Origin of the sequence: Sulfidibacter corallicola, from assembly GCF_017498545.1 — a bacterium.
Taxonomy (GTDB): domain Bacteria; phylum Acidobacteriota; class Holophagae; order Acanthopleuribacterales; family Acanthopleuribacteraceae; genus Sulfidibacter; species Sulfidibacter corallicola.
Map to the genome: position 1 here is coordinate 1,059,404 of NZ_CP071793.1, position 22,493 is coordinate 1,081,896.

A 22,493-nucleotide genomic window follows, 5' to 3' on the forward strand; every position below is an offset into this window, starting at 1 on the left:
AGCTCTGGAGAAAGGTGTGTGTCCCGTTCAAGATCCGGTGTCCCGTTAAAATCCTGGGAAAAGATGGGTGTCCCGGTATGAGCTCTGGAGAAAGGTGGGTGTCCCGTTAAAATCCCGATAAATCCCGTTTAAAAAAAGAGCCCCATCCTCACTTCTGGAGACCCGGTCGAAATGAGGTTGGGGCTGTGTTGGGGATGCGTGTCTATCGGTATGGTGTTGCGAAGTCTGACGGGGTTGGTCATACATCACGTCGAGAGCCTCGCTTCACTGACGGACCTCTGTAAAGGCAAGCGCAATACCAACTTTCGATCTCTCTCTGTATTCCTGTTATCTGTCTGAAAGATATTGGGTTGTAAAAAGTGGCGGCGTCTCTTGGAAGAGGTGGGCCTGTCGGAATTTGGGCAGTGTCGAAATACGGACAGGGGGGTGTCGAAATAACGACAGGCGGCGGCCGTCCATCGCGGCCCGGGTCTTGGCCACCCGGCCAAGCGGCCGAAAGCGACCGAGCTACTCCGAAACGACGCGATTGCGCCCCTGTCTTTTGGCTTCGTATAGCGCGTGATCGGCCCGCTCCAGCAATTGCTCCAGTTGCGAATCGGCATTGCGGAAACTGGCCACGCCAACGCTGACCGTGAATCCGATCGGGCTGTCGCCGGTTGGCAGCTTGAGATCGGCCAGCGTACGCCGCAGTCGCTCCGACACCTGAATTGCCGTTTCCTTGGGCGTGTTGGGCAGGATTACGCAGAACTCTTCGCCGCCAAGGCGACCGAAGATGTCGATGCTGCGAAGGCTCGCCATGCAGGTATTGGCCAAGCTCTTGATCACTTTGTCTCCAACCGCGTGACCATGGGTGTCGTTGATCCGTTTGAAATGATCGATATCCATCATGACTGCCGAAAGCGGCTGTTCGAACCGCATGGTCCGCTGCCATTCGTTCCTGGCCTGGGTCATGAAATGGCGCCGGTTGTCCGCACCGGTCAAGGAGTCGGTGGTGGCCAGCCGTTTCAGCTCTTCCTCGAGCTGTTTGCGGCGGCTGATGTCGTTGAACGTGACGAGCACGCAGGGTTCGTCGCGATAGGTCATGTGCATGGCCGAAATCAGGGCCCAAAAAGACTCCCCGTTTTGTTTGAGGAGCTTCGATTCGAAATTTTCCACAAGTCCGGCATCGGCCAGGATGGCGATCATGTGGTCTCGCTTCTTCAGGTCGTCCCAGTAATCGGGCTCGTATCGGTTGGTACCCTCGCCGGGTACCATACCAAACAATTCGGCCCCGCGCTGATTGATGAAAACCACGCGCTTGTCGGAAATCCGGCTGATCACGATGGGGAAGAGGGACGCGTCCAGAATCGAGCGCAGTCGCTCTTCACTGGCGCGCAAGGCCGCTTCGGCCTGCTTGCGCTGGGTGATGTCGAGCATCAACCCTTCCCAGATGATCGTGTCGCCGTTCTCCCTTCTCGGTTTGGCGTCCAAATGGACCCAGGGCCCCGCCTGGCGGTGGTGGAGCAGGCGGCACTCGAACGAAAAAGGCGTCAGGTCCCTCGCCGATTCGGCCAATACCTGGAAAAAAGCTTCGCGGTCGTCGACCGCCAAGAGGCGCGTCCAGATGTCTTCCCGGTCGATCAACTCGGACGGCGCCGCGCCGGTAAACCGTTCGATCTGCCGCGAGATCAGCATCAGCTCGGCCGCTTTTTCGGGGGTGCGTCGAATTTGGAAAATGGCTCCGGACAGATTGGCGGTCACCGTTTTGAGGGCGAACGTGTCCGAAACCGCGCGGAACCAGGGCCGCCAGGTCGTCGGCACCTCGGCGACCATGCTTTGGCCGGCCATCGCTTCCGCACGGATGTGGTTGGTCAGGGCGATGGCGGGTCCGACGAATCGCTTCTGCAGCAAGAGATAAACGGCGATCAGGAACAGGGTCATGAAAAGAATGATGACCATGTAACCGGCGAAATCGAACAAGGTGGCCGCCAACAGGACGGACTCCGGCAACACCACGATCAAGGACCAGGGCGCGTTTTCGAGGCGGTGGTGGAACACCAGGTATTCGGGATCCAGGAAGTGACCCTCCTGGGTGAGAATATCCTCGGATCGATCGGCCAGCTTGGCGGGCAACAGTTCTTTCAGGAACAACGGCGCCGGACGATGGGACAAATCCACGCTGTTGGCTGCCAGAGCCTCGCCGTTCTGGTCGACGACGATGACCGACGCTTCCGGGAAACCGATTCCGCCGGCGAAGGTGTGGAGCCTGCTCAGCGGAATGTCGGCCGCTACGACACCCAGGAACCGATCCGCGTCGTAGACCGGGCGCCCGTGACTGATCATGAGTCCGGCTCCCGCGGGGTCCTGGTAGATATCGGTCCAGTAGGGATCGCGGCTCGGATTCCGTTCCGGCGTACCCTTTTGGAAAAGCTGAAGATCGAGGGCCTGTTCCACCATGGTGCGCGGCGTCAGGGAGGCGTCGTGGGCCATCATGCGGCTCGTGGGCTGCCACGGGTAAATCGCCACGAATCCGGCGGCCGATTGGTAATAACTCCAGGTGAAGTGGGGATGGGTCTGGTGCGAGGCCTGAAAGAGGGGGAACAGGTTGACGGCCGCGTACAGCTCCCGCCGGTCCTGGTCCGTATCGAGCCGGTCCGAGAGGGGGCCGAAGCCGATCAGGTTCCCCAACCTGGCCAGGTCACGGTCAGTTGGTGGCGCGTCCAAGGCGAAATAATCCCCATCGTAGTCGCGAATCAGTGAGACCACGCCCAAATCCGAAATGTCACCGGATTCGCGGTCCAGGTGATAGGTCATGGTCGCTTGGAGTTGGGTCACGTACCGGGGGGCCACCGCCATGAAGCTGTCCAACCCGGCAGCGCGATCCTCGCCTTTCTCTTCCAGGGCCCGGATCTGAAGCTGCATCTGTTCCGAAAATCGCCCGAAAAACAACGTCGCGACGATGATCGCCAGGATGAGGGCGCCACCAAGCGTGATCACGTAATATTGGTGCGCAAGTTTGCGCGCGGGTTCGTTACCCATGGATCAGCCGACTCCGGGAACGGCTAAGATAACCGGATTGGAATGCCACCATATTAGCAGTAATGCCAAGCATTTGGGGTTGAAATACGGGTTTTCCGAGCCGACGACGCCTTCCCGTGGATTCGGTGTGCCGTCTCCTTGCTGTGCGGTACGCCGTCGATTTCTCCGAATCGGCCGAACCGAAGGGAGAACTCGGGTACAATAGAGAATCATCCACTCTAGTTTGTGCCCATTCTGTAACGGAGTTTTCCAGGGCTCCCGGTCAATCCGCTGGATGGGCTCGGTATCGGTTCTCCGGACTTCGGGTTTCGGCCAAGCAACTCCTGTTGTTTTTCGGCAGAATCCCGATACCTGAAGGCGGATACCCGTTGGTATGGGGCAATGGTGTCAATCCAAGTGATTCGTTTCAAAAACCGCTGGTTGGATCGACACGCATGGGCATGCCCTTTTTCGGCGCGAGATTCGGCCAAACCCGTGCGGCGTGGAGGGTGCGTCTCACGCAGCGTGCCGGGCTCGTGCCGGTGTTCCCGGAGGGGTTTATGAGTCGCATCGAACCGGGCTCTCATTTGGACCACATGCTGAAGCAGACCCGTTCTCATCACATGAATTTGAGTACCATGGCCGATATGAAGGCCAACATTCTGTTGACCATGGCATCGGTCGTCATGACCCTAGCGCTGCCGACCCTCTCCGATCCGGTTCTGGGTCCGGGGGTCGTGGTGCTGATGACGTTTTCCCTGGTGACGGTTCTTCTCGCGGCCTACGTCGTGATGCCGCACATTTCCTTTTCCACCAAGCCCGGGCCCCACCAGGACGTGCACGACAAGCGTTTCAACATCCTGTTCTTCGGAAGTTTTTCGGCGTTGAGCTACGAGGAATACGCCGAGGCCATGCAGGAATTGCTGGAGGATTCCGACGCCACCTACCAAGCCCAGGTACGCGAGATTTACCAACTGGGTATCTTTTTGGCTAAAAAGAAGTTCCGATTTCTTCGCTGGGCATATCTGAGTTTCATCCTTGGCTTCATCTCCACGGCGATCGTGCTCGGCGTAAGGCTGGGTTTGCATTAGCCCGACCTTCGCAATTCAGGAGGAACTCTGGGGGAACTCTGGTGAGGAACTCTGGGGACACCCACGATTCGATCGAGCCCAACTCTCCATGGTGAGGAACTCTGGGGACACCCACGATTCGATCGAGCCCAACTCTCCAGGGGAATTGGGACACCCAAAAACCGGGACGGGGAACTCTGGGGACACCCACGATTCGATCGAGCCCCAACTCTGGGGACACCCACGATTCGATCGAGCCCAACTCTCCAGGGGAATTGGGACACCCAAAAACTGGGACGGGGAACTCTGAGGACACCCTCGATTCTATCGAGCCCAACTCTCCAGCAGGGATTGGGAGGATGGAACTCTCTCGCGGGGATGAGGACACCCACAAACCGGATTGGTGGGAATTGGGGGGATGAGGACACCTGGGGGGATGAGGACACCCACAAACCGGATTGGTGGGAATTGGGACACCCACAAACCGGGACGGGGATTGGAACACCCACAAATCGGGGATGAGGAAATCGGGGATGGGGACACCCACAAACCGATCCAAGTACGATCTGCAGATCCGAGTCCCGTTTATCATGTTCCTTCAGGGTGACCGGAGGCGCTCGTTGAGTTCGCCCGCCAGGTTGCTGATGTTGGGCTCGCGCATCATCGCGTCGCGGGTGCAACCAGCCCGTCGCTCGGTGAGCTGGGCGCCCTTGAGATGGGTCAACCAGTTGGTGGTCCAATTCAGGTCTGAAACGTCGGTACCGCAACGAACCCAGTACAAGTCGAGCTCTGCTTTCAGCGCTTCCACCTGGTGCTTCAAAATGGATTTTTGGTGGAATCGCGAAAGGCCGATCAGATGGTCCAACAGCTTCCGCAGTGGCTTCTTCTTGATGGGGACGTTCCCCTTTTTGGCCAGGAACTCAGCGGCCTTTTTGAGCCGGGCCTTGGATTTCTGCGTGAGGAGGTCCGCCGACGCCAGCAAGGGCTCCACCTGCCACATCAATCCCAACTGGTTGCAGATGCTTGCCAGCAGGTTGGGTTCCTCCAGGCGCAACAGAGACTCGATGATCGGCGCACCTGGCGCGGGGCAATCGAGAAAAATCAGTTGATAGCGGCGTTTGGGTTGGTCTTGGGCCAACAGGCGAACCAACTCGTGAGCGTAGACACCGGTCAGACCGAAGGCCATCAGCCGAATTGTGGTCCCAGTGCTTCGGGCCTGTACGGGGCCGCGAAAATGGGCCGCGAGTTGCCGAACACCCTGGATGGGTTTCTCGCTCGGTTGCACCCCGGGCGCCGTTAGGCCGTAAACCGGTATTTCCGGATCGAGGTAGGGCAGGAGACCGTGAAGCCAGGCCGCGGTACCGCTGAGATCGGGCAGGCAGAAGACCGGATCCAAGATTCCGTTCTTTCGATAGGGCGCGATCGAATGGGTCAGGGTTCGTTCCAAGGCATCCGATTCGATGCCGAACGCTTCGAAGGGATTGGGTCCCTGCGTTCGAATCTCGGTTTCGGCGAGGAACGAGGAATCGATGGTCGTATCCTCGGCCGAAGTATCGAGAGTAACGTTGCTTTCCTGGGGAACCGGAGCTTCGCCCGAAGGTTGAACCGAGGAAGTGTCGGCTTCTCCCCCGGGAGGGTCGGGAACGAGGCCCGAAGGCAGTTCGGTGGACTCGATCTCCGATGGCACGTCGAGATCGTTTGTGGGTATCCCCACTCGGGCGCTTTTCGTGGGTGTCCCGAAGTCGCGATCGAGGCCATCGATGGGTGTCCCCACGTCATCGGTGATGGGTGTGTCCATGTCGAACTCATTGGTAGGGGTCCCGACAGTGTCGCGCAGGAGATCAAGTTCAGTGGGTGCGTCCATATCGAGATCATTGGTGGGTGTCCCAAATTGGAGGGGGTCATCTTTGGTGGGTGTCCCCAAGTGATCGATCCAAATCGGCATCGCGGTGGCTTCCGAGACCAGAGGTCGGTTCTGGAAGGGAATCGGAGGATCCGAGGGAATCGATTCCTTCGATTTCAGTGGGTGTCCCGATTCCTCTTCTCCCGGTCGGTCTTCGATATTTGTGGGTGTCCCCAACGGCGGTTGGTCTTCGATATTTGTGGGTGTCCCGAACGGAGCTTCCATTTCAATATTTATGGGTGTCCCGAAAGGGGATTGTGGGTGTCCTGGTTGTTGTTCGCCGACTGGCGCTTTCGCAACGGGTGCTTTTCCCGGTTGCTGATTTTGTGGGTGTCCCGGTTGTTCTTTTCCCGGTTGCTGATTTTGTGGGTGTCCCGGTTGTTGGTTTGTGGGTGTCCCGAAAGGGGATTGTGGGTGTCCCGGTGGTTGTCCTCCCGGTGGTTGTTCCTTTTGGGAGGGATCGAGATCGTCCGAGAGGGCGGCTCCCTCCTCCGCTTCGGCCTGCATGGAGGTCTGGGAGGTCACCAACTCGCGGATTTCCAGCGCCTGCTCCGATGCTTCTTCAGGTCCCGGAGCAGGAGGCAACGGCTCTGTCGGCGCTGCAAACATCGGGGGGAGCGTCGGCAGGGTGGAGGTGTTATCGGTGTCCTCGTCCACCCGATCCCTCTCGGTCTCCTTTTCCGGTGAGCTCTGCCAGGTTGCGCCATTCTCCGGAACGGCTGGCTCGATCGGTGGCGACTCGATGGTGTCGAGAGATGATTCTTCCCCTTCCATGGGAGCCAATGCCGGGGATCGATCGATCCATTCGGTGGTGTCCGCCAACATTTCGGACATCGAGGGCCAGAGTGCAGCGAGATCCCGCAATGGATAGGGCGGCAACTCGCAGGGGGTGTACCCCTTCAGCAGGTCCGAATCGGGCCAGATCGGGTAGGCACCGTGCACCCAGAGATGTGCCGCGGCGGCCAAACCGGTCAGGTCTTCGGTATGGGGTTGGGCCTGGCGAGCGTGGCTCTCGGGAACCGTTCCCCGGAACAGTTTGCAGGCATCCTCGGCTTGGCCGCGCAAAAAGGCGTGAAGGGCACCGTGCAACTCTTCCCGAGTGGCGGCCAGCACCACCAGGCGCTCGCCGTGAGCCGGCCTGCGCCGCAGCGCGACCGCGATGCGAGGAAGGAACGCCTCGGAACGCCGCTTGGCGTGGGCATCCAACCGGCGGACCCATTTGGCGAGTGTATCCTTGTCCGAAGCCGAGATACAGAAGGCCAAGGGCTGCGAAGGTGCGTCGAGCGGCGATTTGTCGCGAGGACAGGAGAGGAGGAACCGGGCGCGACCGCCATCGATGAAGGAACCCAAGACAAGGGCGTTGGGTGTCGACGAAAAGTCGTCGTCCCGTTTTTGCGGGCGATCCTGGTCCAGGTTGGTCAAGGCCCGGACCACGGCGAACAAGCCCTCGACCGGGCCGCTGTCTCCCAGTAAATCGCGGAACGTGGGGCCCGCGGAAAGGCCGGCCGCCGGAAAGCGCCGCGTGGCATGAGTACGCCACGACGTGAGCGATGGCGCGGTGCCGCACCACTCCAACCGGGTGATGTCCTCGGCTTCCAATTCATGGCGGCGCAAAAGCTGGTCGAGCAATCGACCCGGCTCCTGGGAAGCGGGCCCCTCGGGATTGGGGTTCCGCGCCGCGTGATCGAAATCGATTTCGCTTGCGAGCACGGCTGCATGGACGGGCAGGCACAAGGCACGCGCCATGTCTTCGGTGGTGAGCAGCAGGGCCACACCGCCGTCGCTGGGAATGTGCCGATTGCCGCCGGACACGGTGTCCGCCGGCGTGCCGCTACCGCGCGACGGCGGCGCCAGGGTGACGGCACCGACCAGGGCGAGATCGCACTCACCCCGCTGCAGTGCGCCGGCGGCCAGGTGAAGTGCGGCCAATCCGGCATCTTCCGAGCCGGACAGCGTCAGGACCGGCCCGCCGCAGTTCAACAGTTGCGCGGCTCGGGCGCCCAACGCGGCGACGGAACGCGATTGCTCCGAGGTCGGTAACCGATCCAGCAGGGAATCACCCAGACTCAAATACATCCCCGTGACCATTTGGCGCGTCACCGCCTCGCCGTTGATCGAAGTCGGAGCCAAACCGGCCTGGCAACGGGCCTGAACCGCGAGTTCCAACCAGTGGCGCAGGCGCGGATCCAGTTCACGGGCCTCGGTGGGCCGCAACCCCAGGAAAAAGGGATCGACGCTGCGCCAGCGGCCCATGTTCAAACGAGGGCACTGGTCGCCGAGCGATTCCAACAACGGCTCTGGCACCGGGCTCGGGATATCCTCGGGATAAAGGTTGCAGCTCAGCCGAATCCGGTCTTCGCCCGTCGGGAAGCGGCAGGCGATGCCAACCACCACGACCTGCTTCATCGGAGGAGTGAGGGTCAATCGGTCCGCTACCGGAGCGGGCGGTTCGAGCGGGCGTTTGGAAGGGGCGGCCGAGGTTTCGGGGGCGTGTGCGGGGTACACGAGCACTCGGTCGTACTCCCGATCGAGAAGCTGCTCCAGGGCCCCCAAGGCCGCATCGCGACTGATCGGCCACACGTCCATGGGCGAATCGGCCGAGCCCCGCACAGCTTTGTCGGCGGGCCACCAGGCCGGCCAGCTCAACGCGCGGGTCCAGCCCTGGCGCTCCTTCTCGCGCACCCAGGTATTGCGATAGTGGGCGAAGCCGACCAGAAAGCCGTCCGCCAGGCCGTCGGCAGATCGGCCTTCGCCGCCCAAGGGTCCCGGAAGGCGCGAAAAAAGGGTGAAGAAGCGCAGCGGCTCGGTACTGGTGACCTGATCCAAAACCATGGTTCCGTTGATTTTGGGCCAGATGATGCGTTCGAAGGCCTCCAGGCTTTCTTCCAGGAAGGGTTCTTCCTTGCCGCGTCCGGCGCAGTGAAAGACACCCTGAATCGGGCCGAGCTCGGTCTTGGCGTCGCTCAGTGCTTCGTACATCTCCTCCGGGTCGGACACGTCTGCGGAACGGTACATGATCAGGCTTCCCTGGGCGCGAAGCCGCTGGAGAAAACTCTCGACCGCGGTATCGGCTTTACGCCGGCCCACCAACAGCAGGTTGGCGCGGTACCTGGTGGCCAGATACTCGGCGAGCACGCTGCCCAGGGATCCCAGGCCGCCGGTGATGAGGTAGGTTTCGCCGGGTTCCAGCACCGAGGGAAACTCCGACAACGGCGGCGTGGCGATTTCGGTGGTGACCCGACGCGAGCGGTGACCGCCACGGTAACGGATGATGCCGCCGGGGGCCAGGTCCGGGTCGAGTTCCTGGGCCACGATTTCGGCCAGATCCGCGCCACGCCGGAGATCCGTGTTCAAGGTGCGGATGTCCAGGTGGGATTCCTCGGCCTGAAGCGCCTCGGCGAAGCCGGCGATACCCTCGAACAGCGGATCGGGGGCGAAACTGAGCAGTCGGATGGTTCGGTTCCATTTCGCCGCAACCCGAATCGCCGCACGGCACAGGTAAAAAAGCTGGTTGATGGTGTTCAACGTGTGGATCTGGAGACCGGAGCGGCTGACGACCGCTTTTTCCTCCCAACCCAGGGACTCCCAACTCCACAGGTACACCAGGTTGAGCGTGCCCGAGGATTGTTCCAGGCAAAACTCCAGGGCGCGATCGTAGTGGTCGGCGCGATCGGGACGCACGTCGATACAGACGGTGTCGTCCCCGTCGTCGTGGGTGGCGAAATCGGATGCGGCCTGCATCAGGTGAAATCGCGAATTCGGGAACCGTTTCCGCAGCGAGACCACCAACCCGTTTTCGTGACTGAGGAGAACCAGGTTGGTCGGGATGTGCGGCGTGGGCGCCTTGGGATCGGAATGCCAACGCAGCGTACGGAAGCTCAGCTCGTCCGCCGGCATGGCCGTTTCCGAAACCGGAGGAGGGGCTGGTTCGACCGGGTGGGGCGACTGAACGGCCTGGGGATCGATGGCTTGGATGTGGATGCCGCTCATGAACATCACCAGGCGTCCGTAAGGGTTGAATACCTCGAAATGGGTTCCCGGGTCGATTTCGGGATTCCAGTCGTCCCGTGCCGCGGCGCACACGACCGTGCAGGTCGAGCCGACAGGTTCGAACCAACGTACTTCGCCGATCGATGCCGGGAGCAGCGGCAACGTGCCGGCCTCGTCGGGGGCCAAGGTCGCCGAGATCGCCAGTTGAAATGCGGCCTCCAAGAATGCCGGTTGCAGGAGGAAATGGTCGGAAAGACGGTCGGCCTGTGGGGGGAGATGCAATTCCGCCAGCCGGTTTTTCTCGTGGTGCCACGTGGTCCCGGTGGGTCGCAGCATTTCCCCGAGGGTGGTTTCGCGACCGGGGAGCGGTGCGAACAAGACCCCGACATCTTGGAGGAGGGTCGATTTTTGTTTCAGGGCATCCGGTTGCGGCGGCTCCTGTTCCCAGACTTCGCCCGGATGGCACTCGGCCATCAGATGTAACTGGCGCCGTTCTTCGCGTTCGTCACCTTTGGCCGGTCCGCTGCTGACGACGACGCGGTAGAACGGGTCACAGGCCGCGAAGTCGAGGCGCAGAATGCGAGGCTCGTTGCCGTGCAGGACCAGGAGATCGTGGAAGGCGATGTGTTGCAGGCGCGGACGCGCGATCGACAAGGGCTCGCGCGCGGCCTTGAACACCAGCTCGAGCAGGGCCAAGGGTGGGAAGACCTCCGCCCCGAAAAGATGATAATCGCGCAGCAGCAAGTTTTCGGGATCGATATCCAGCTCGAAGGTTTTGCCTTGTAAGCCCATGTACGAAATCTCCATGATCGATGCGATGAGGGGGCCGAGATCGAACGAACGACCGAAAATCGGGTGATTCCAGTATCTGTTGCACGGTTCGAAACCACCTATTATAACGAACCTCTACCGCGGCCGAACACCTCTGCCGGAAGGGGACCGATTTTTTGCGGAAGGTCTTCGTTTCCCAAGTGGTGTAGAATAGATGGCGCTTCTCCCCGAGATCCTTTGACCACGACTTTCCTGACGCGAACAGGTGTGGGGGTATTTGGGGAACTCGGTCCGAGATCGGCGTGACGGTCCTTCGCAACGGATGCCGAACCATCGGGTCGCAACGCGTGCAACCACCTCGAAACTGAGGTGGATCCATGGTTGGCGAACGGAATCGAAGTCGCTCACCCATGGCCAACCGGCTGCGATCTGGAAAGGATTTCATCGAGGGAAGCGTGTGATTCGGGGTCGAAAATTTCGATTTCGAACGGGAGGTTACATGCAGAGAAAATTTCGAACGGAACAGGGTTCTCTCAGTATCGAAGAGCGCCAATGCGCGGGACACCAATCCGATCACAACCCGCTTGCCGGCGATTTGGGGTCGGGGCTGCAGTGGCGATTCAGTAACCGTAAAACGGCCTGGCGTCCACCCACCGATGTCTACGAGACGGGGTCGCAGGTCGTGGTGTGCGTCGAGGCCGCCGGTATGTTGGAAGAGGACTTCTCGGTGACCTTCAAACAGGATTGCCTACAGATTCAGGGCGTACGCCGCGAACCGCGCGACGTGCGCGGCTATCAACAGATGGAGATTCTCTACGGTGAGTTCATCACCGAAGTCAGACTGACGTCGCCGATCGATACCGACTCGATCGTGGCACAATACCGCGACGGTTTCTTGAAGGTGACGCTCGAAGTTCGGAAACCCCATGAGGTGGCGGTGCACGAAACCTGAGTCGGCGCGCGCTGCCGCGAGCCGGGCTCGCGATCGCTTCGGACGACGGCACGAATGGGTTCGGGCCCGCGATCATGGTATTTGCGTCGGGCTCGACCCGCGCGCGGAATGTTGACCTACTCGAAAGGGAATGAATGGTTTCCCTCGCTGTGTACTTGAGATAAAGTCCACGAAAGCTTTTAGGACAGGTTGGATACGGAGGACATACATGGTTTCGATCAATTTTGACGACCCCAATAATCCCGCGGAGGGAGATGGCGATCAGGAGGGGAAACCCGCGCCCGAAATACCCGAGGTCGTTTCGGTTCTGCCCTTGCGCAACGTCGTGGTGTATCCCTTTATGGTGATCCCGGTGACGGTTGGCCAGCCCAGGTCGTTGAAATTGGTGGAAGACGCCTCGACCGGTGACCGCATCATCGGCATCGTGTCCTTGATCGATCCCCAGGAAAAAGACCCGCGGCCGAGTTCCGTCTACCAGGTCGGTGTCGTGGCCCAGATCCTTCGACTCATGCGTGCGCCCGACGGCAATATCCACATTCTGATCCAGGGTCTCGAAAAGGTCTCCTTCGACGAATGGGTGGCCGAGGATCCCTACATGCGCGCCCGCATCGGGGTCGTCGAGGAAGAGCTACCCGACGACGAGGACATCGAGATGGAAGCGCTGCGCGTCAACCTGGTGCGTCAATTCAAGCGCCTCGTCTCGCTGATGAGTTACATGCCCGACGAGCTGGCCAATTCGGTTTCCAAAACCAAGGACTACCGGCAACTGGCGTACCTGGTGGCCTCCAGCATCCGGATGGAGTTGCCCATCGCCCAGGAAGTGCTGGAGATGCCCAGCGTCACCGAGAAACTGCATCGGCTGACCGAGATCATCAACCACGAACTGGAAGTGGTGGAGCTCGGCAAGAAGATCCAGAGCGAAGCCAAGACGGAGATGGACAAGGCGCAGCGCGAATATTTTCTGCGTCAGCAGTTGAAAGCCATTCAAAAGGAATTGGGCGAGGAAAACGAGGCCCAGGTCAAGACCGAAGAGTTCCGTACCAAGATCGAAGAATCGGGCATGCCGGAAGAAGCGCGTCAGGAAGCCTTGCGCGAGCTGGGTCGCATGGAGCGGATTCCGGAGGCCTCGGCCGAGTACGGCGTGATCCTGACCTACCTCGATTGGATTACCTCCCTGCCGTGGAACCAAACCACCGAGGACAATCTGGATATCGAGAACGCCCGCCAGATCCTGGACGAGGACCATTACAACCTGGTCAAGATCAAGGAGCGGATTCTCGAGTACCTGGCCGTGCGCAAGCTCAAGCAGGAGCGAGCCGGCGAACTCGAAGCCGAGAAGGAAAGCGACGACTACCTTCGCAAACAGCGCGAAGGGGTGATTCTCTGCTTCGTGGGACCACCTGGGCTGGGCAAGACCTCCCTGGGTCAGTCGATCGCACGCGCGCTGGGTCGCAAGTTCCATCGCATCAGTCTCGGCGGCATTCGCGACGAGGCCGAGATTCGCGGGCACCGGCGCACCTACATCGGCGCCCTGCCCGGTCGTTTCATTCAGGCGCTTCGCCGCGTGGGCACCAAGAATCCGGTGATCATGTTGGACGAGGTCGACAAGGTCGGCTCGGATTGGCGTGGCGATCCCTCCTCGGCTCTGCTGGAAGTGCTCGATCCCGAACAGAACCGCGATTTCCGCGACCATTATCTTGACGTGCCCTTCGATTTGAGTCAGGTCATGTTCATCGCGACAGCCAACATGCTCGATACCATTCCGGGTCCCTTGCGCGACCGGCTCGAGATCCTCGAGCTCTCCGGATACACCGATGAAGAAAAACTGAACATCGCCCAGAAGTACCTCTTGCCCCGGCAGATGCGTGAGAACGGGTTGCGTCCGGGTGAGCTCGGCCTGAGCGACGACGCCGTCTACAAGGTGATTCGCGAGTACACCCGAGAGGCCGGCGTTCGTGCGTTGGAGCGCCAGGTCGGCACCATGTGCCGCAAGGTGGCCATCAAGGTCGCCAAGGGAGAGGCCGAGCAGGTGTCCGCCGAGGTCAAAGACGTCCAGGAGCTGCTGGGCAAGGCGCGCTTCACCTACGACGTGGCCGAACGCACCGAAATTCCAGGTGTGGCCACAGGCCTCGCGGTAACCGCGGTCGGCGGCGACATTCTCTTCGTGGAAGCCACGCGAATGCCAGGAAAGAAAGGGCTTACTGTTACCGGGAAATTGGGTGACGTCATGAAGGAGTCGGTCGAGGCGGCGGTCAGCTACGTGCGCAGCCAGGCCGAGAAACTGGGCATCGAAAAAGATTTCTTCGACAAAACCGACATCCATGTCCACATTCCCGCCGGCGCCACACCCAAGGACGGTCCGTCGGCCGGGGTGACGCTGGTGACCGCGATTACCTCCTTGCTGACGGGCAAGCCGGTCAGCAAGGACGTGGGCATGACCGGTGAGATGACCCTGCGCGGACAGGTCCTTCCGGTCGGCGGCATCAAAGACAAGGTCCTGGCGGCCCATCGCGCCGGTTTGAAGACCGTGGTCCTGCCCAAACGCAACGAAAAAGATTTGGAGGATATCCCCCAATCGGCGCGCGAGGAACTCGAATTCGTCCTTGCCGACGACATGGGTCAGGTGCTGGATCGAGCATTGGGCCTGGGCGCCAACGCCAACTGAGGTCGAGGGCCATGGAAGTCAGGTTCACCTACGAAGACGGCGATATCCTGCGCGGCCTGAAGCTGATGCACCAGTCGTTGGGGGTGATCAAGCGCATCTCCCTGTTGATGCTTGGGATCGTCGTCGTATTCGGGCTGCTGCTCTATCTTCAGTTCCCGGATGTCAAACGATTCTTGATCTTCTATGTGCCCGTCCTGCTGTTTGGGGGCCTGTTTCTGTGGCTTCTCAAGTTCTCCCAGTTGAAGGCCGGCCAGGCCATGATGAAGCAGATGCCCTTCTACACCGGCGAGACGGCGTTCCTCTTCGGTGACGAGGGCGTGCGGGTTACCGGCCAAGGCGGCGACCTGGAATTGAAGTGGGGCTTTTTCCTGGGCTTCTCCGAGGGGCCCGAAACGCTGCTTCTCTGGCCGGGTTACAGCCAGGCCTACATGGTGCCCTTGGCCTACTGTGCGCCGGGTGAGCGGGAACTCTTGCTGAGCCTCGTGAAAAACCACTTGGAACCCTATAATCCGCAACCGATCGCCATTCACCCCAAGGGCAATCCCAAAACCCTCAACAGGGTCATCGTGGTGTTGATGGTGCTGGTGGTGGTCTTGTTCGCACTGCTGCAGGTCCTTCGACATCGAGCGCATCCCTACGAGGAGGACCACCCGCACCTTTACCGATCGGGCATCGCGCCTCTGCCGTGGTTGCCCGATTTTCGCGGAAAGGTAGAGAACGGGGCGTCGCTCGAGTTGGCCGATGCCTGGATCGAATATGCCGTGTTCCAGCACGTGTACCGGAGCATCTATCCCGAAGCGTGGGATGACGGTCACGGCTACGATCGACTCGCCGCGATGGCCGAGGGGTTCCGGATTTTCTATTGGACCCAGATCATCGAGGCCGAGATGGCGTCCAGCGGGTATTACGGGCCATGGGGCCGCTACGGTGAAGAGACGCTGCGGCAGGTGGTGGCTCATTACCGGAAGCTGGGCCTGCCGGAGGTCGCCGAGGCTCTGGAGACCGACATCGGCGCCGAGTTGAGCGAAACCTCGGGCTTGAAGTTCCTGGCCGTGATGGATCGAGCGTCGGCGGCGCGGATCCGGTTCTTTCGGGAGCATCCGGAGCTGTTCCCGTTCGACCGACCGGTCCCGATCGATCCCGAACCCCACCACTGAGTCGCGGCAAAGGCCGGCAGCGGCTGGTTGGGGCCAGCGGCTTGGTTGGCTGGTTGGGAGTTGGCGGCAGGCTGGTTGGGACACCCACAAACCACAGGGCTGGTTGGGACACCCACAAACCACAGGATGGCAGCGGCTGTTGGGACACCCACAAACCACAGGCTGGTTGGGACACCCACAAATCACAGGGCGCAAACCGGGATACCCATAAAAGTGCGGGGGGCGCGGACGTAAACCGGGACACCCATAAAAGTGCGGGGGGCGCAAACCGGGAGGGCGCAAACCGGGACACCCATAAAAGTGCGGGGGGCGCAAACCGGGAGGGCGCAAACCGGGACACCCATCAAAGTGAGCCGTTTTTCCGTGGCAGGGACGCAAACCGGGACACCCATAAAAGTGCGGGGGGCGCAAACCGGGACACCCATAAAAGTGAATGCTGGGACACCCATAAACCCCGGAAGTGCAGCCGCAGACGCACGCATGCGCATCGCATGTTGGGATACCCACAAACCTTTCAAAAGACAGCCGAGAGGATGGTGGGTGTCCCGAAGATCCTACCGAGAGGATGGTGGGTGTCCCGAAGATCCTTCCCGAAGATCCTTCTTCGCAGGTTTGCGCCCCAGGGTGAAGTAACGGAAAGACATGAGCTCACAGCAGGGTTATGACCATTGCGATGAGGTTGTTACTGAAATGGAGGAGGAGAGGGTATTGGAAGCCGAAGGCTACGCGGGTATAGCCGTAGATCAAAGCACTCGACAACTGAGGAAGCGTGATGATCGGCATCATCAGCAGGTTGACGAGTGACGACTCGTAATTGGAAATGTGGATCCAGGCGAAAAACAGGCAAGTGCCGTAGAAGATCCAACGAAAATATCTGCGCCAAAAATTGGCCAATGCGCTTCCGATGCTTTCGATGCGAAGAATGGGGTAGATGAGGGCACAGGCACAAATCGAAATGCCGACGCGTACGACCAAGCTCTCGTCGACCGCGCTCAAAGAGGTGTTGTAAACGAGCTTCGTCAGCACGTAGTAGGACGCCACGGAGCTCGTTAATGCCAGGTATCCGGGATTGAACCGGAGTGAGAGGCGAAAGAGCGTTTCCTCGAGGAGAGGGAGGATAAAACCTCCGACCAAAATGAGTATGATTGGGCTGAAGCGTTCCGCCATATTCGATTTCGTCAGGTTCTCGGGATCGTAAATGGGGGAGAGCAAGGCGAAAAATAAGCCTAAGCCGATGAGGAAAAAGATCTTCAAAATGAAGAGTCCAACCGTGTCGGTGATCTTGGCTTTGGTTGATTTTGGACTAGGTGTCAAATGGGGATTTCGCAAAAAGGCCGTGAATTCTCTCAGGAGGTTGCGGTAATAGGACGCTCGGATCAAGCTATAGGCCATGTTTATACCCTTTAAGTGGATTGGATCGCCCAGATTGGGGTGTGCTTTCGCCAATCGCAAACGTTCGGGAATCGAAACATGCTTAGTTGAATTTGAATCTCAGGCACGAGCGTTTGAAGAACCGTAAGCGGGTACTTCAGCCACCGGTGAACCTGATGGCGGTGCCGTCAGGTTGGGACTGGTTCAGAGGCAAGATCATCCTCGAACTTCTTGCGGTCCGCGCTCGAGTTCGAACCTGGGATGCTCAAGTTGGGACAGCCATCAGCAGAAGCTGGGACGCGAAGCTGGGACACCCATCATCCGGATGCCAACCAGGACCCCCATGAACGCAAACTGGGACACCCACCAAAGTGAATCGTTATTCCGAGGAGAGCCGGACCAACTCGATGGTTGTGGGTGTCCCAAAGAACCAACTTCAAAGAGAGCATCGCTTCGATTTCAATATTATGGGTGTCCCAAAGAGAGCGTCGCTTCGATTCTCCCAAGAGAGCCAAAGAGAGCATCGCTTCGATTTCAATATTATGGGTGTCCCAAAGAGAGCGTCCGATGATTGTGGGTGTCCCTCCCCTCCCAAAGAACCAACTTCAAAGAGAGCATCGGTTCGATTCCAGGATTGTGGGTGTCCCCAAAAAATCTCCCAGGATTGTGGGTGTCCCTAAAAAAAATCCGATTCCAGGATTGTGGGTGTCCCCAAAAAAAATCCGAAGCAGGCTGCTCGGGGTGCCCGTCTCTCGAAGCATGCGGGAAGGTCAAAGTCGATCGATGCGATTCGTTTCTTTCGTGGGATCCGGGGCCATCCCCGTCACTTGATGCGGGTGAAGCACTTGTCCCAATGGGTGTGGGTCCAGGCCGTGACGAAGACGCGCAGGTAGACCAACGCGAAGTTCAGGCCGCTCGCCTTGTGGGTGCCCTCCTCTTCGCCGTAGCTCCACCAGACCCAATAGGGACGACCCTCCACCAACTCTTCCGGCAGCAGGCCCCAGACGCGGCAGTCGGCGCTGCGGTTGCGGTTGTCACCCATGACCAGGTAGAAGCCCTCCGGAATGGTGCGGCCGTCGAAGGCGTCCAAACGCGCCTTCAACCCCGCCAGATACTTGGGATCGGCGTTGGGATAGACCTGCTCCATTTGGCGCAGCGTGTGGCGGGTCAACAGCACCAGTTGGCGAATGTCCATATTCTGGTTCTTGCGGAACACCGCGTTGTCCAGGCCGGGCTCGTGGTCGTCGTAACCGACGGGCAGGTTGCGGTTTTCCGGATCGCGGTCCGAGGGCCCGCCCTCGTACAGTTGGGTCTTGAAAAAGGCGTATCGCTCATCGATCGGCTCACCGTCGACGTAGACCTGGTCGTCGATGATGGCCACGCGCTCGCCAGGAAGGCCGATCAGTCGTTTGACCCAGCGTTGGGTGGAATCGAGCGGAAACTTGAACACGACCACGTCGCCGCGTTTGGGTTCCCGGGTCGGCAGGAGCGCCCGATCCAGAGCCGAACCGGACGAACTGAAAATCATGCTGTTGAGCGTGATGTGGTCCCCGATCAGGAGGTTGTTCTCCATCGACGAGGTGGGAATCTTGAAATTCTGGAACACGAAGGTGCTGAAGAACAGGAACATCGTGAGGAGCCACAACCCGAATTGGGTGTAGTCGCGGGGCACGCTCAGCTTGCCGGGGTCCTCGACCTGTTCCGAGGCCTTGTCTCCCGAATCGGCCTTTCCCTTTCCGGGCTTGACCCAGGTCAGGGCCTTCGCTGCCACGGCATCTCTTTTCCTGCTCATGCTCACCTCTGTGCGGCCACCTTAGGGGCCTGGTTCGTGTGCGTCCAATGTGGGACTGTCGTTGAGTTCTTCGATCGTAATCTCGTCTTCCAACCGCGGTTCGGGGACCACCGTGTAGATGTGCCGGTTGAAGGGAAGCGGGGCTTCGATGTCCACGTGACCCAAAAGCGTCTCGCGGACTTCTCCATTTACCAGGATCTGTACCTCGCTGAAATCGGAAAAGTTCTCCAGAACACTGTTGACCAGGCTGGCGACCAGGTCGACCTCGGTGGCGACGCCCGCGTTCAGCTTGGCCAAAAAGCCCGGGTGCAGGTCGATGACGGCCACGCCGTTTCCGAGCAGGTACACCTCGCGGACGTAGGTGGCTCGCGGCCAGACCGCGACGCCCTCGGACTCCTCGGGCTCGATGGTCAGGTGGTCGACCACCTGGAGGAGCTGCGCTTCGGGACTGTTGGTGATGATGGTCCGCCTCAGGGGAATCAGCCCCTCGTATTCCGCGTGGCGATAGTAGACCTGGACTTCGCGAATCTGGGTTTCGTCGAAGATGGTCTGGATCCCGGCGGGTTGGCGGGCCTTCACGGCGCTTTCTTCCAACACCGCCACATCGCCCTCGTCCAACCGGGTCTCGGGTTCGGCGGTTCCTTCGCCCCGGTTGCAGGCGACCGAAAGGATCAGCAGGCAGAGCAGGGACGAAACCCACGAGATTTTCATGGCTCCGGGTCCTCCACCGGCACCAACAATCCGCGTTGGGCCTTGGCCTTCACGTCGCCGTCGTAGTTCTGAATCGCGCGTGCGACCGCCTCCGCCACCTGGTTCTTGAACAAGGACTCCTTGAGCTTCTTTTCTTCCAATGGGTTGGAAATGAAGGCCGCCTCGAACAAGATCGCCGGCATGGTGGCCCCTTTGAGCACCTTGAGCGGCGCCTGCTTGACGCCGCGGCTGCGAATCCCCGCCAGTTTGTTCAGTTCTTCCTGGATGTACTTGGCCAACCGGAAACTGTCTTCCAAGTGTTTGGCCTGGGCCATGTCCCACAGCATCATGGTCAGGTCGTCGCCGATCGGATCTTCCTCCTCCTCCTCATGTCCGGTGGCACCCTCGAACTCGTGGTAGTGGTAAAACTCGTCGGGATCCACGTCGCTGTCCATGGACAGGTAGTAGGTTTCGCTACCCTTGGCGTTGTACTGCTTGACCGCGTTCACATGAATCGAAATGAACAGGTCGGCCTTGTAGTGATTGGCGATGGCGGTGCGGGTTTTGAGCGAAAGGAAGATGTCGTCGTCGCGGGTGAGCTTGACCGCGTAGGTCCCGAGCATGTCCAACTGGTGCTTGAGCCGTTTGGCCAAGTCCAGGACCACGTCCTTTTCTTTGAGGCCGGTGGGTCCCAGGGCGCCGCGGTCCATGCCGCCGTGGCCCGGGTCGATCACGATGCGTTGAATGCCCACTTGCTTTTCGATGGGGAGCCCGGTTTCGATCTCCGATTCGGGCGTGAAGTCGCCGCGCAGGTCGATCAGGGTGCGGGGGTTGTTGGGCGAGAAGGGATCCACCGTGTAGGAACTCACGCCGGGCCCCATTTGGAACAGGATCTCCGTCGAACCGTCCGGCAGGTTGGTGAAGACCTCCATCGAGGTAATCGCTTCGTTGGGTTCCATGCGCGTCTTGTCGATGATGACCGGGCTACGCGGGATCTTGAGCAACAGGCTGCGGTCGATTTTTTCGACCTTGGGCGCCCGCAGGCCCTGGTTGTAGATCACGCTGATCTGGTAGCGTTCGCCGCGGCGATGGGTGCGAATGGTGGCTACCACATCTTCGATCTTGGGCACGTGCAGGCTGCGGCTGGGGCGATCGTAGATCAGTTGCACACCCAACAAATCCGAAAACACCTTCACCAGGTGCAGGGTCTGGACGTAGAGCGCGCCATCGCGCTCCTGAATCGAAAAAGGCGCTTTGGTGCGGCCGTAGTAGGCGTCGTGGGTGTTCAGGTCGATGGTCAGGTCGCGTTGGTTGATGTCCAACACGAGCCGGTGCTCCTCGCGCCTGCCCGGCTGAATGCCGAGGCCCATGAGAAAGGGGTCCAACTTGATGTAGGGCGGAATGGTGCCTGGCAGGATTTCCACGGGATGGGGCTCGGTACCGTGGTACATCGTCAAGACGTTCTTGTCTTCGAAGGACCAGACGGGAACCGTCGCGATCGAGAGACTCAACAGAAATAGCAGCGTGCGCGGCAGGCGAAACCCGAGGGCACCGGACCTCCGAGGCGGCCGATGTGCAGGGAGCTGTTTCGAAAGATGGGTCGTAGGGGTCATAGGCAAAGGTATACCGCTTTTTGGAGTTACTGGCGGGAAGCCGCGTTCTCCCGAGGAGGGAGCCGCTCCCGCGGATCGCCGACGAGGAGGTGACCTTGCGTTGCGATGGCGTGTGGGTTGTCGAGGGCCATACGGCGATGAAAGGCTGCCGCGAATCCGATGGGCCCCGGCAAAAGGCCTATTGTAGCCCAGAATGCTCCCTGGGTGGACTCGAGTCGCGGTTTATCGGGTGAACCGTGACGAGAATCCGGAGAATCCGGGCCGGTTCGATCGAAGGTTTCCGATTCCGACGAGGCTCGGACGGTCGCACCCCCGATTGCCGGAGTGCCACCCGAGCCCGCCGGCCGGTGAGGAACGCCCGAAAGGAATCTAGAAAGTGAACGAGACGCGACGGTTCTGGGCCCAGGCCTGTTCCGTCTGGTCGGGTTTCAGCGGCTTCAATTCGCCGTAGCTGATGGTGCGCATCTGCGAGGGCGGGACACCCAACTGTTCCAGATAGCGTTTGACCGCTTGCGCGCGACGCTCCCCCAAAGCCAGGTTGTAATTCTCGGTGCCACGGGTGTCGCAATGACCTTCCAACAGCACGGGCAACTTGGGGTTTTGCTTCAGCGTGGACGCATACCGTTTCAGCTTCTCCCGGGCCCGGCTGGTCAGCGCCGCCTGGTCGAAGTCGAAGTAGATCGGCTCCCAGTCGAGGCTGGGGTCGCCCTTGCTGGGGTCGTAGGGGTCCAACACGTTGAGCCTGCGGGAATCGATACTTTCGTCTTCGTAATCGGACGGCGTGTAGGCGTAGTTGTCGTCGCTGATCCGGGTTGCGTCTTCCTGATCGCGGCCGTCGCCGTAGACCGACCCTTGACCACTGGTGGTATCGGGACCTCGGGTCGGTGCCTGAGGGCCAGGGCAGCCCATCATCGAAAGAGCGAAACCGGTTAACAAAACGATGTTCCATGGGATGGAATGGCGAAATGAAAAGATGGCCATTGGGTTCACGTTGTGACCTCCTCACGTCGGGTTAGGGGAAAGGTGAAATGGAACATGCCCACTTCGCATTGGCAAGCGTCGGAGTCCGGGGCCCGCTACGGGACTTCTCAGCTTCGGCACGGCGCGCATCCGGCATGGCGGTCGAGCCCGGCGGCGAGCCGGACCGGCACTGCGGGAGCGGTGGCATCTTGCGTTCGATGGTCGAGGTTGCTGCCGAAGTTTGGATGGTGAATCCTCGCAAAAGGAAATGACACATGGGTGTTCGCGCGATATTCAGGAGAAACGGGTGCCGTGGAGCCGGTGATTTTGATCACCATTGCTGGATTGGGCTGGGTATGAAGCCGATTGGATCGAGATTCGGGGGGTAGGTACACTGGAGCTTGGACGGCGCGGCTCCGGTGATCGATGAAATTATCACGAGTGGAGACGCCAGTCTTTCCAAAGATATACGGAAACGCATCCGTTGGTTGCGCCTGAATTCCGGGTTGCGGAGGCGCGGTGGATGGGTTCGCGGGTCGATGCCTTTCAAAGAGGTGATCCG

Annotated in this window: 11 protein-coding genes; 4 read left to right on the top strand and 7 right to left on the bottom strand. The window is 60.0% G+C overall.

Annotated elements, in window-relative coordinates:
* Nucleotides 1-507 precede the first annotated feature (507 nt).
* Entirely contained in the window at nt 508-3,018 is a 2,511-nt protein-coding gene (locus J3U87_RS03080; protein ID WP_237381560.1) for a diguanylate cyclase, read from the bottom strand.
* A 539-nt stretch (nt 3,019-3,557) separates the two neighbouring features.
* On the opposite strand from J3U87_RS03080, the gene J3U87_RS03085 reads away from it, so the two are divergent.
* Nucleotides 3,558-4,088, top strand: coding sequence for a Pycsar system effector family protein (locus tag J3U87_RS03085; protein WP_237381561.1), 531 nt, complete (start codon nt 3,558-3,560; stop codon nt 4,086-4,088).
* A gap of 577 nt (nt 4,089-4,665) precedes the next feature.
* Here the strand turns inward: J3U87_RS03085 and J3U87_RS03090 are convergent.
* The gene (locus J3U87_RS03090) at nt 4,666-10,752 is read right to left on the bottom strand and encodes an SDR family NAD(P)-dependent oxidoreductase (protein WP_237381562.1); all 6,087 of its coding nucleotides are present in this window, start codon (nt 10,750-10,752) and stop codon (nt 4,666-4,668) included.
* 478 nt (nt 10,753-11,230) lie between these two features.
* On the opposite strand from J3U87_RS03090, the gene J3U87_RS03095 reads away from it, so the two are divergent.
* The 3 genes from J3U87_RS03095 (at nt 11,231) to J3U87_RS03105 (ending at nt 15,505) form a co-directional block, all read left to right on the top strand.
* On the top strand, nt 11,231-11,683 hold the full coding sequence (locus J3U87_RS03095; RefSeq protein WP_237381563.1) for an Hsp20/alpha crystallin family protein: 453 nt from the start codon (nt 11,231-11,233) through the stop codon (nt 11,681-11,683).
* A 208-nt stretch (nt 11,684-11,891) separates the two neighbouring features.
* Nucleotides 11,892-14,348: an endopeptidase La gene (gene lon, locus J3U87_RS03100; protein ID WP_237381564.1), complete on the top strand. Its 2,457-nt coding sequence runs from the start codon at nt 11,892-11,894 to the stop codon at nt 14,346-14,348.
* Between the two features lie 11 nt (nt 14,349-14,359).
* The gene (locus J3U87_RS03105; RefSeq protein ID WP_237381565.1) at nt 14,360-15,505 is read left to right on the top strand and encodes a YcxB family protein; all 1,146 of its coding nucleotides are present in this window, start codon (nt 14,360-14,362) and stop codon (nt 15,503-15,505) included.
* A 648-nt stretch (nt 15,506-16,153) separates the two neighbouring features.
* Here the strand turns inward: J3U87_RS03105 and J3U87_RS03110 are convergent.
* The 5 genes from J3U87_RS03110 to pal all read right to left on the bottom strand — a co-directional run bounded on the left by J3U87_RS03110 (nt 16,154) and on the right by pal (nt 21,907).
* Nucleotides 16,154-16,897 (bottom strand): CPBP family glutamic-type intramembrane protease, encoded by a 744-nt coding sequence (locus J3U87_RS03110; protein WP_237381566.1) that lies wholly within the window; start codon nt 16,895-16,897, stop codon nt 16,154-16,156.
* Between the two features lie 802 nt (nt 16,898-17,699).
* Complete coding sequence (lepB, locus tag J3U87_RS03115; protein WP_237381567.1) at nt 17,700-18,668, bottom strand: signal peptidase I; 969 nt, start codon at nt 18,666-18,668, stop codon at nt 17,700-17,702.
* 21 nt (nt 18,669-18,689) lie between these two features.
* The gene (locus J3U87_RS03120) at nt 18,690-19,379 is read right to left on the bottom strand and encodes a GerMN domain-containing protein (protein WP_237381568.1); all 690 of its coding nucleotides are present in this window, start codon (nt 19,377-19,379) and stop codon (nt 18,690-18,692) included.
* Nucleotides 19,376-20,869: an N-acetylmuramoyl-L-alanine amidase family protein gene (locus J3U87_RS03125; RefSeq protein WP_237381569.1), complete on the bottom strand. Its 1,494-nt coding sequence runs from the start codon at nt 20,867-20,869 to the stop codon at nt 19,376-19,378. Before J3U87_RS03125 ends, J3U87_RS03120 begins: the two co-directional genes overlap by 4 nt.
* A 471-nt stretch (nt 20,870-21,340) precedes the next feature.
* Nucleotides 21,341-21,907 carry a peptidoglycan-associated lipoprotein Pal gene (gene pal, locus J3U87_RS03130; protein WP_237381570.1) on the bottom strand — a complete coding sequence of 189 codons (567 nt, stop codon included), beginning with the start codon at nt 21,905-21,907 and terminating at the stop codon, nt 21,341-21,343.
* Nucleotides 21,908-22,493 lie beyond the last annotated feature (586 nt).

Coding starts and splice junctions, on each gene's coding strand:
- J3U87_RS03105 (WP_237381565.1), top strand. CDS start 14,360: ATGGAAGTCAGGTTCACCTACGAAGACGGCGATATCCTGCGCGGCCTG.
- lepB (WP_237381567.1), bottom strand. CDS start 18,668: ATGAGCAGGAAAAGAGATGCCGTGGCAGCGAAGGCCCTGACCTGGGTC.
- J3U87_RS03095 (WP_237381563.1), top strand. CDS start 11,231: ATGCAGAGAAAATTTCGAACGGAACAGGGTTCTCTCAGTATCGAAGAG.
- J3U87_RS03090 (WP_237381562.1), bottom strand. CDS start 10,752: ATGGGCTTACAAGGCAAAACCTTCGAGCTGGATATCGATCCCGAAAAC.
- lon (WP_237381564.1), top strand. CDS start 11,892: ATGGTTTCGATCAATTTTGACGACCCCAATAATCCCGCGGAGGGAGAT.
- J3U87_RS03120 (WP_237381568.1), bottom strand. CDS start 19,379: ATGAAAATCTCGTGGGTTTCGTCCCTGCTCTGCCTGCTGATCCTTTCG.
- J3U87_RS03085 (WP_237381561.1), top strand. CDS start 3,558: ATGAGTCGCATCGAACCGGGCTCTCATTTGGACCACATGCTGAAGCAG.
- J3U87_RS03110 (WP_237381566.1), bottom strand. CDS start 16,897: ATGGCCTATAGCTTGATCCGAGCGTCCTATTACCGCAACCTCCTGAGA.
- J3U87_RS03080 (WP_237381560.1), bottom strand. CDS start 3,018: ATGGGTAACGAACCCGCGCGCAAACTTGCGCACCAATATTACGTGATC.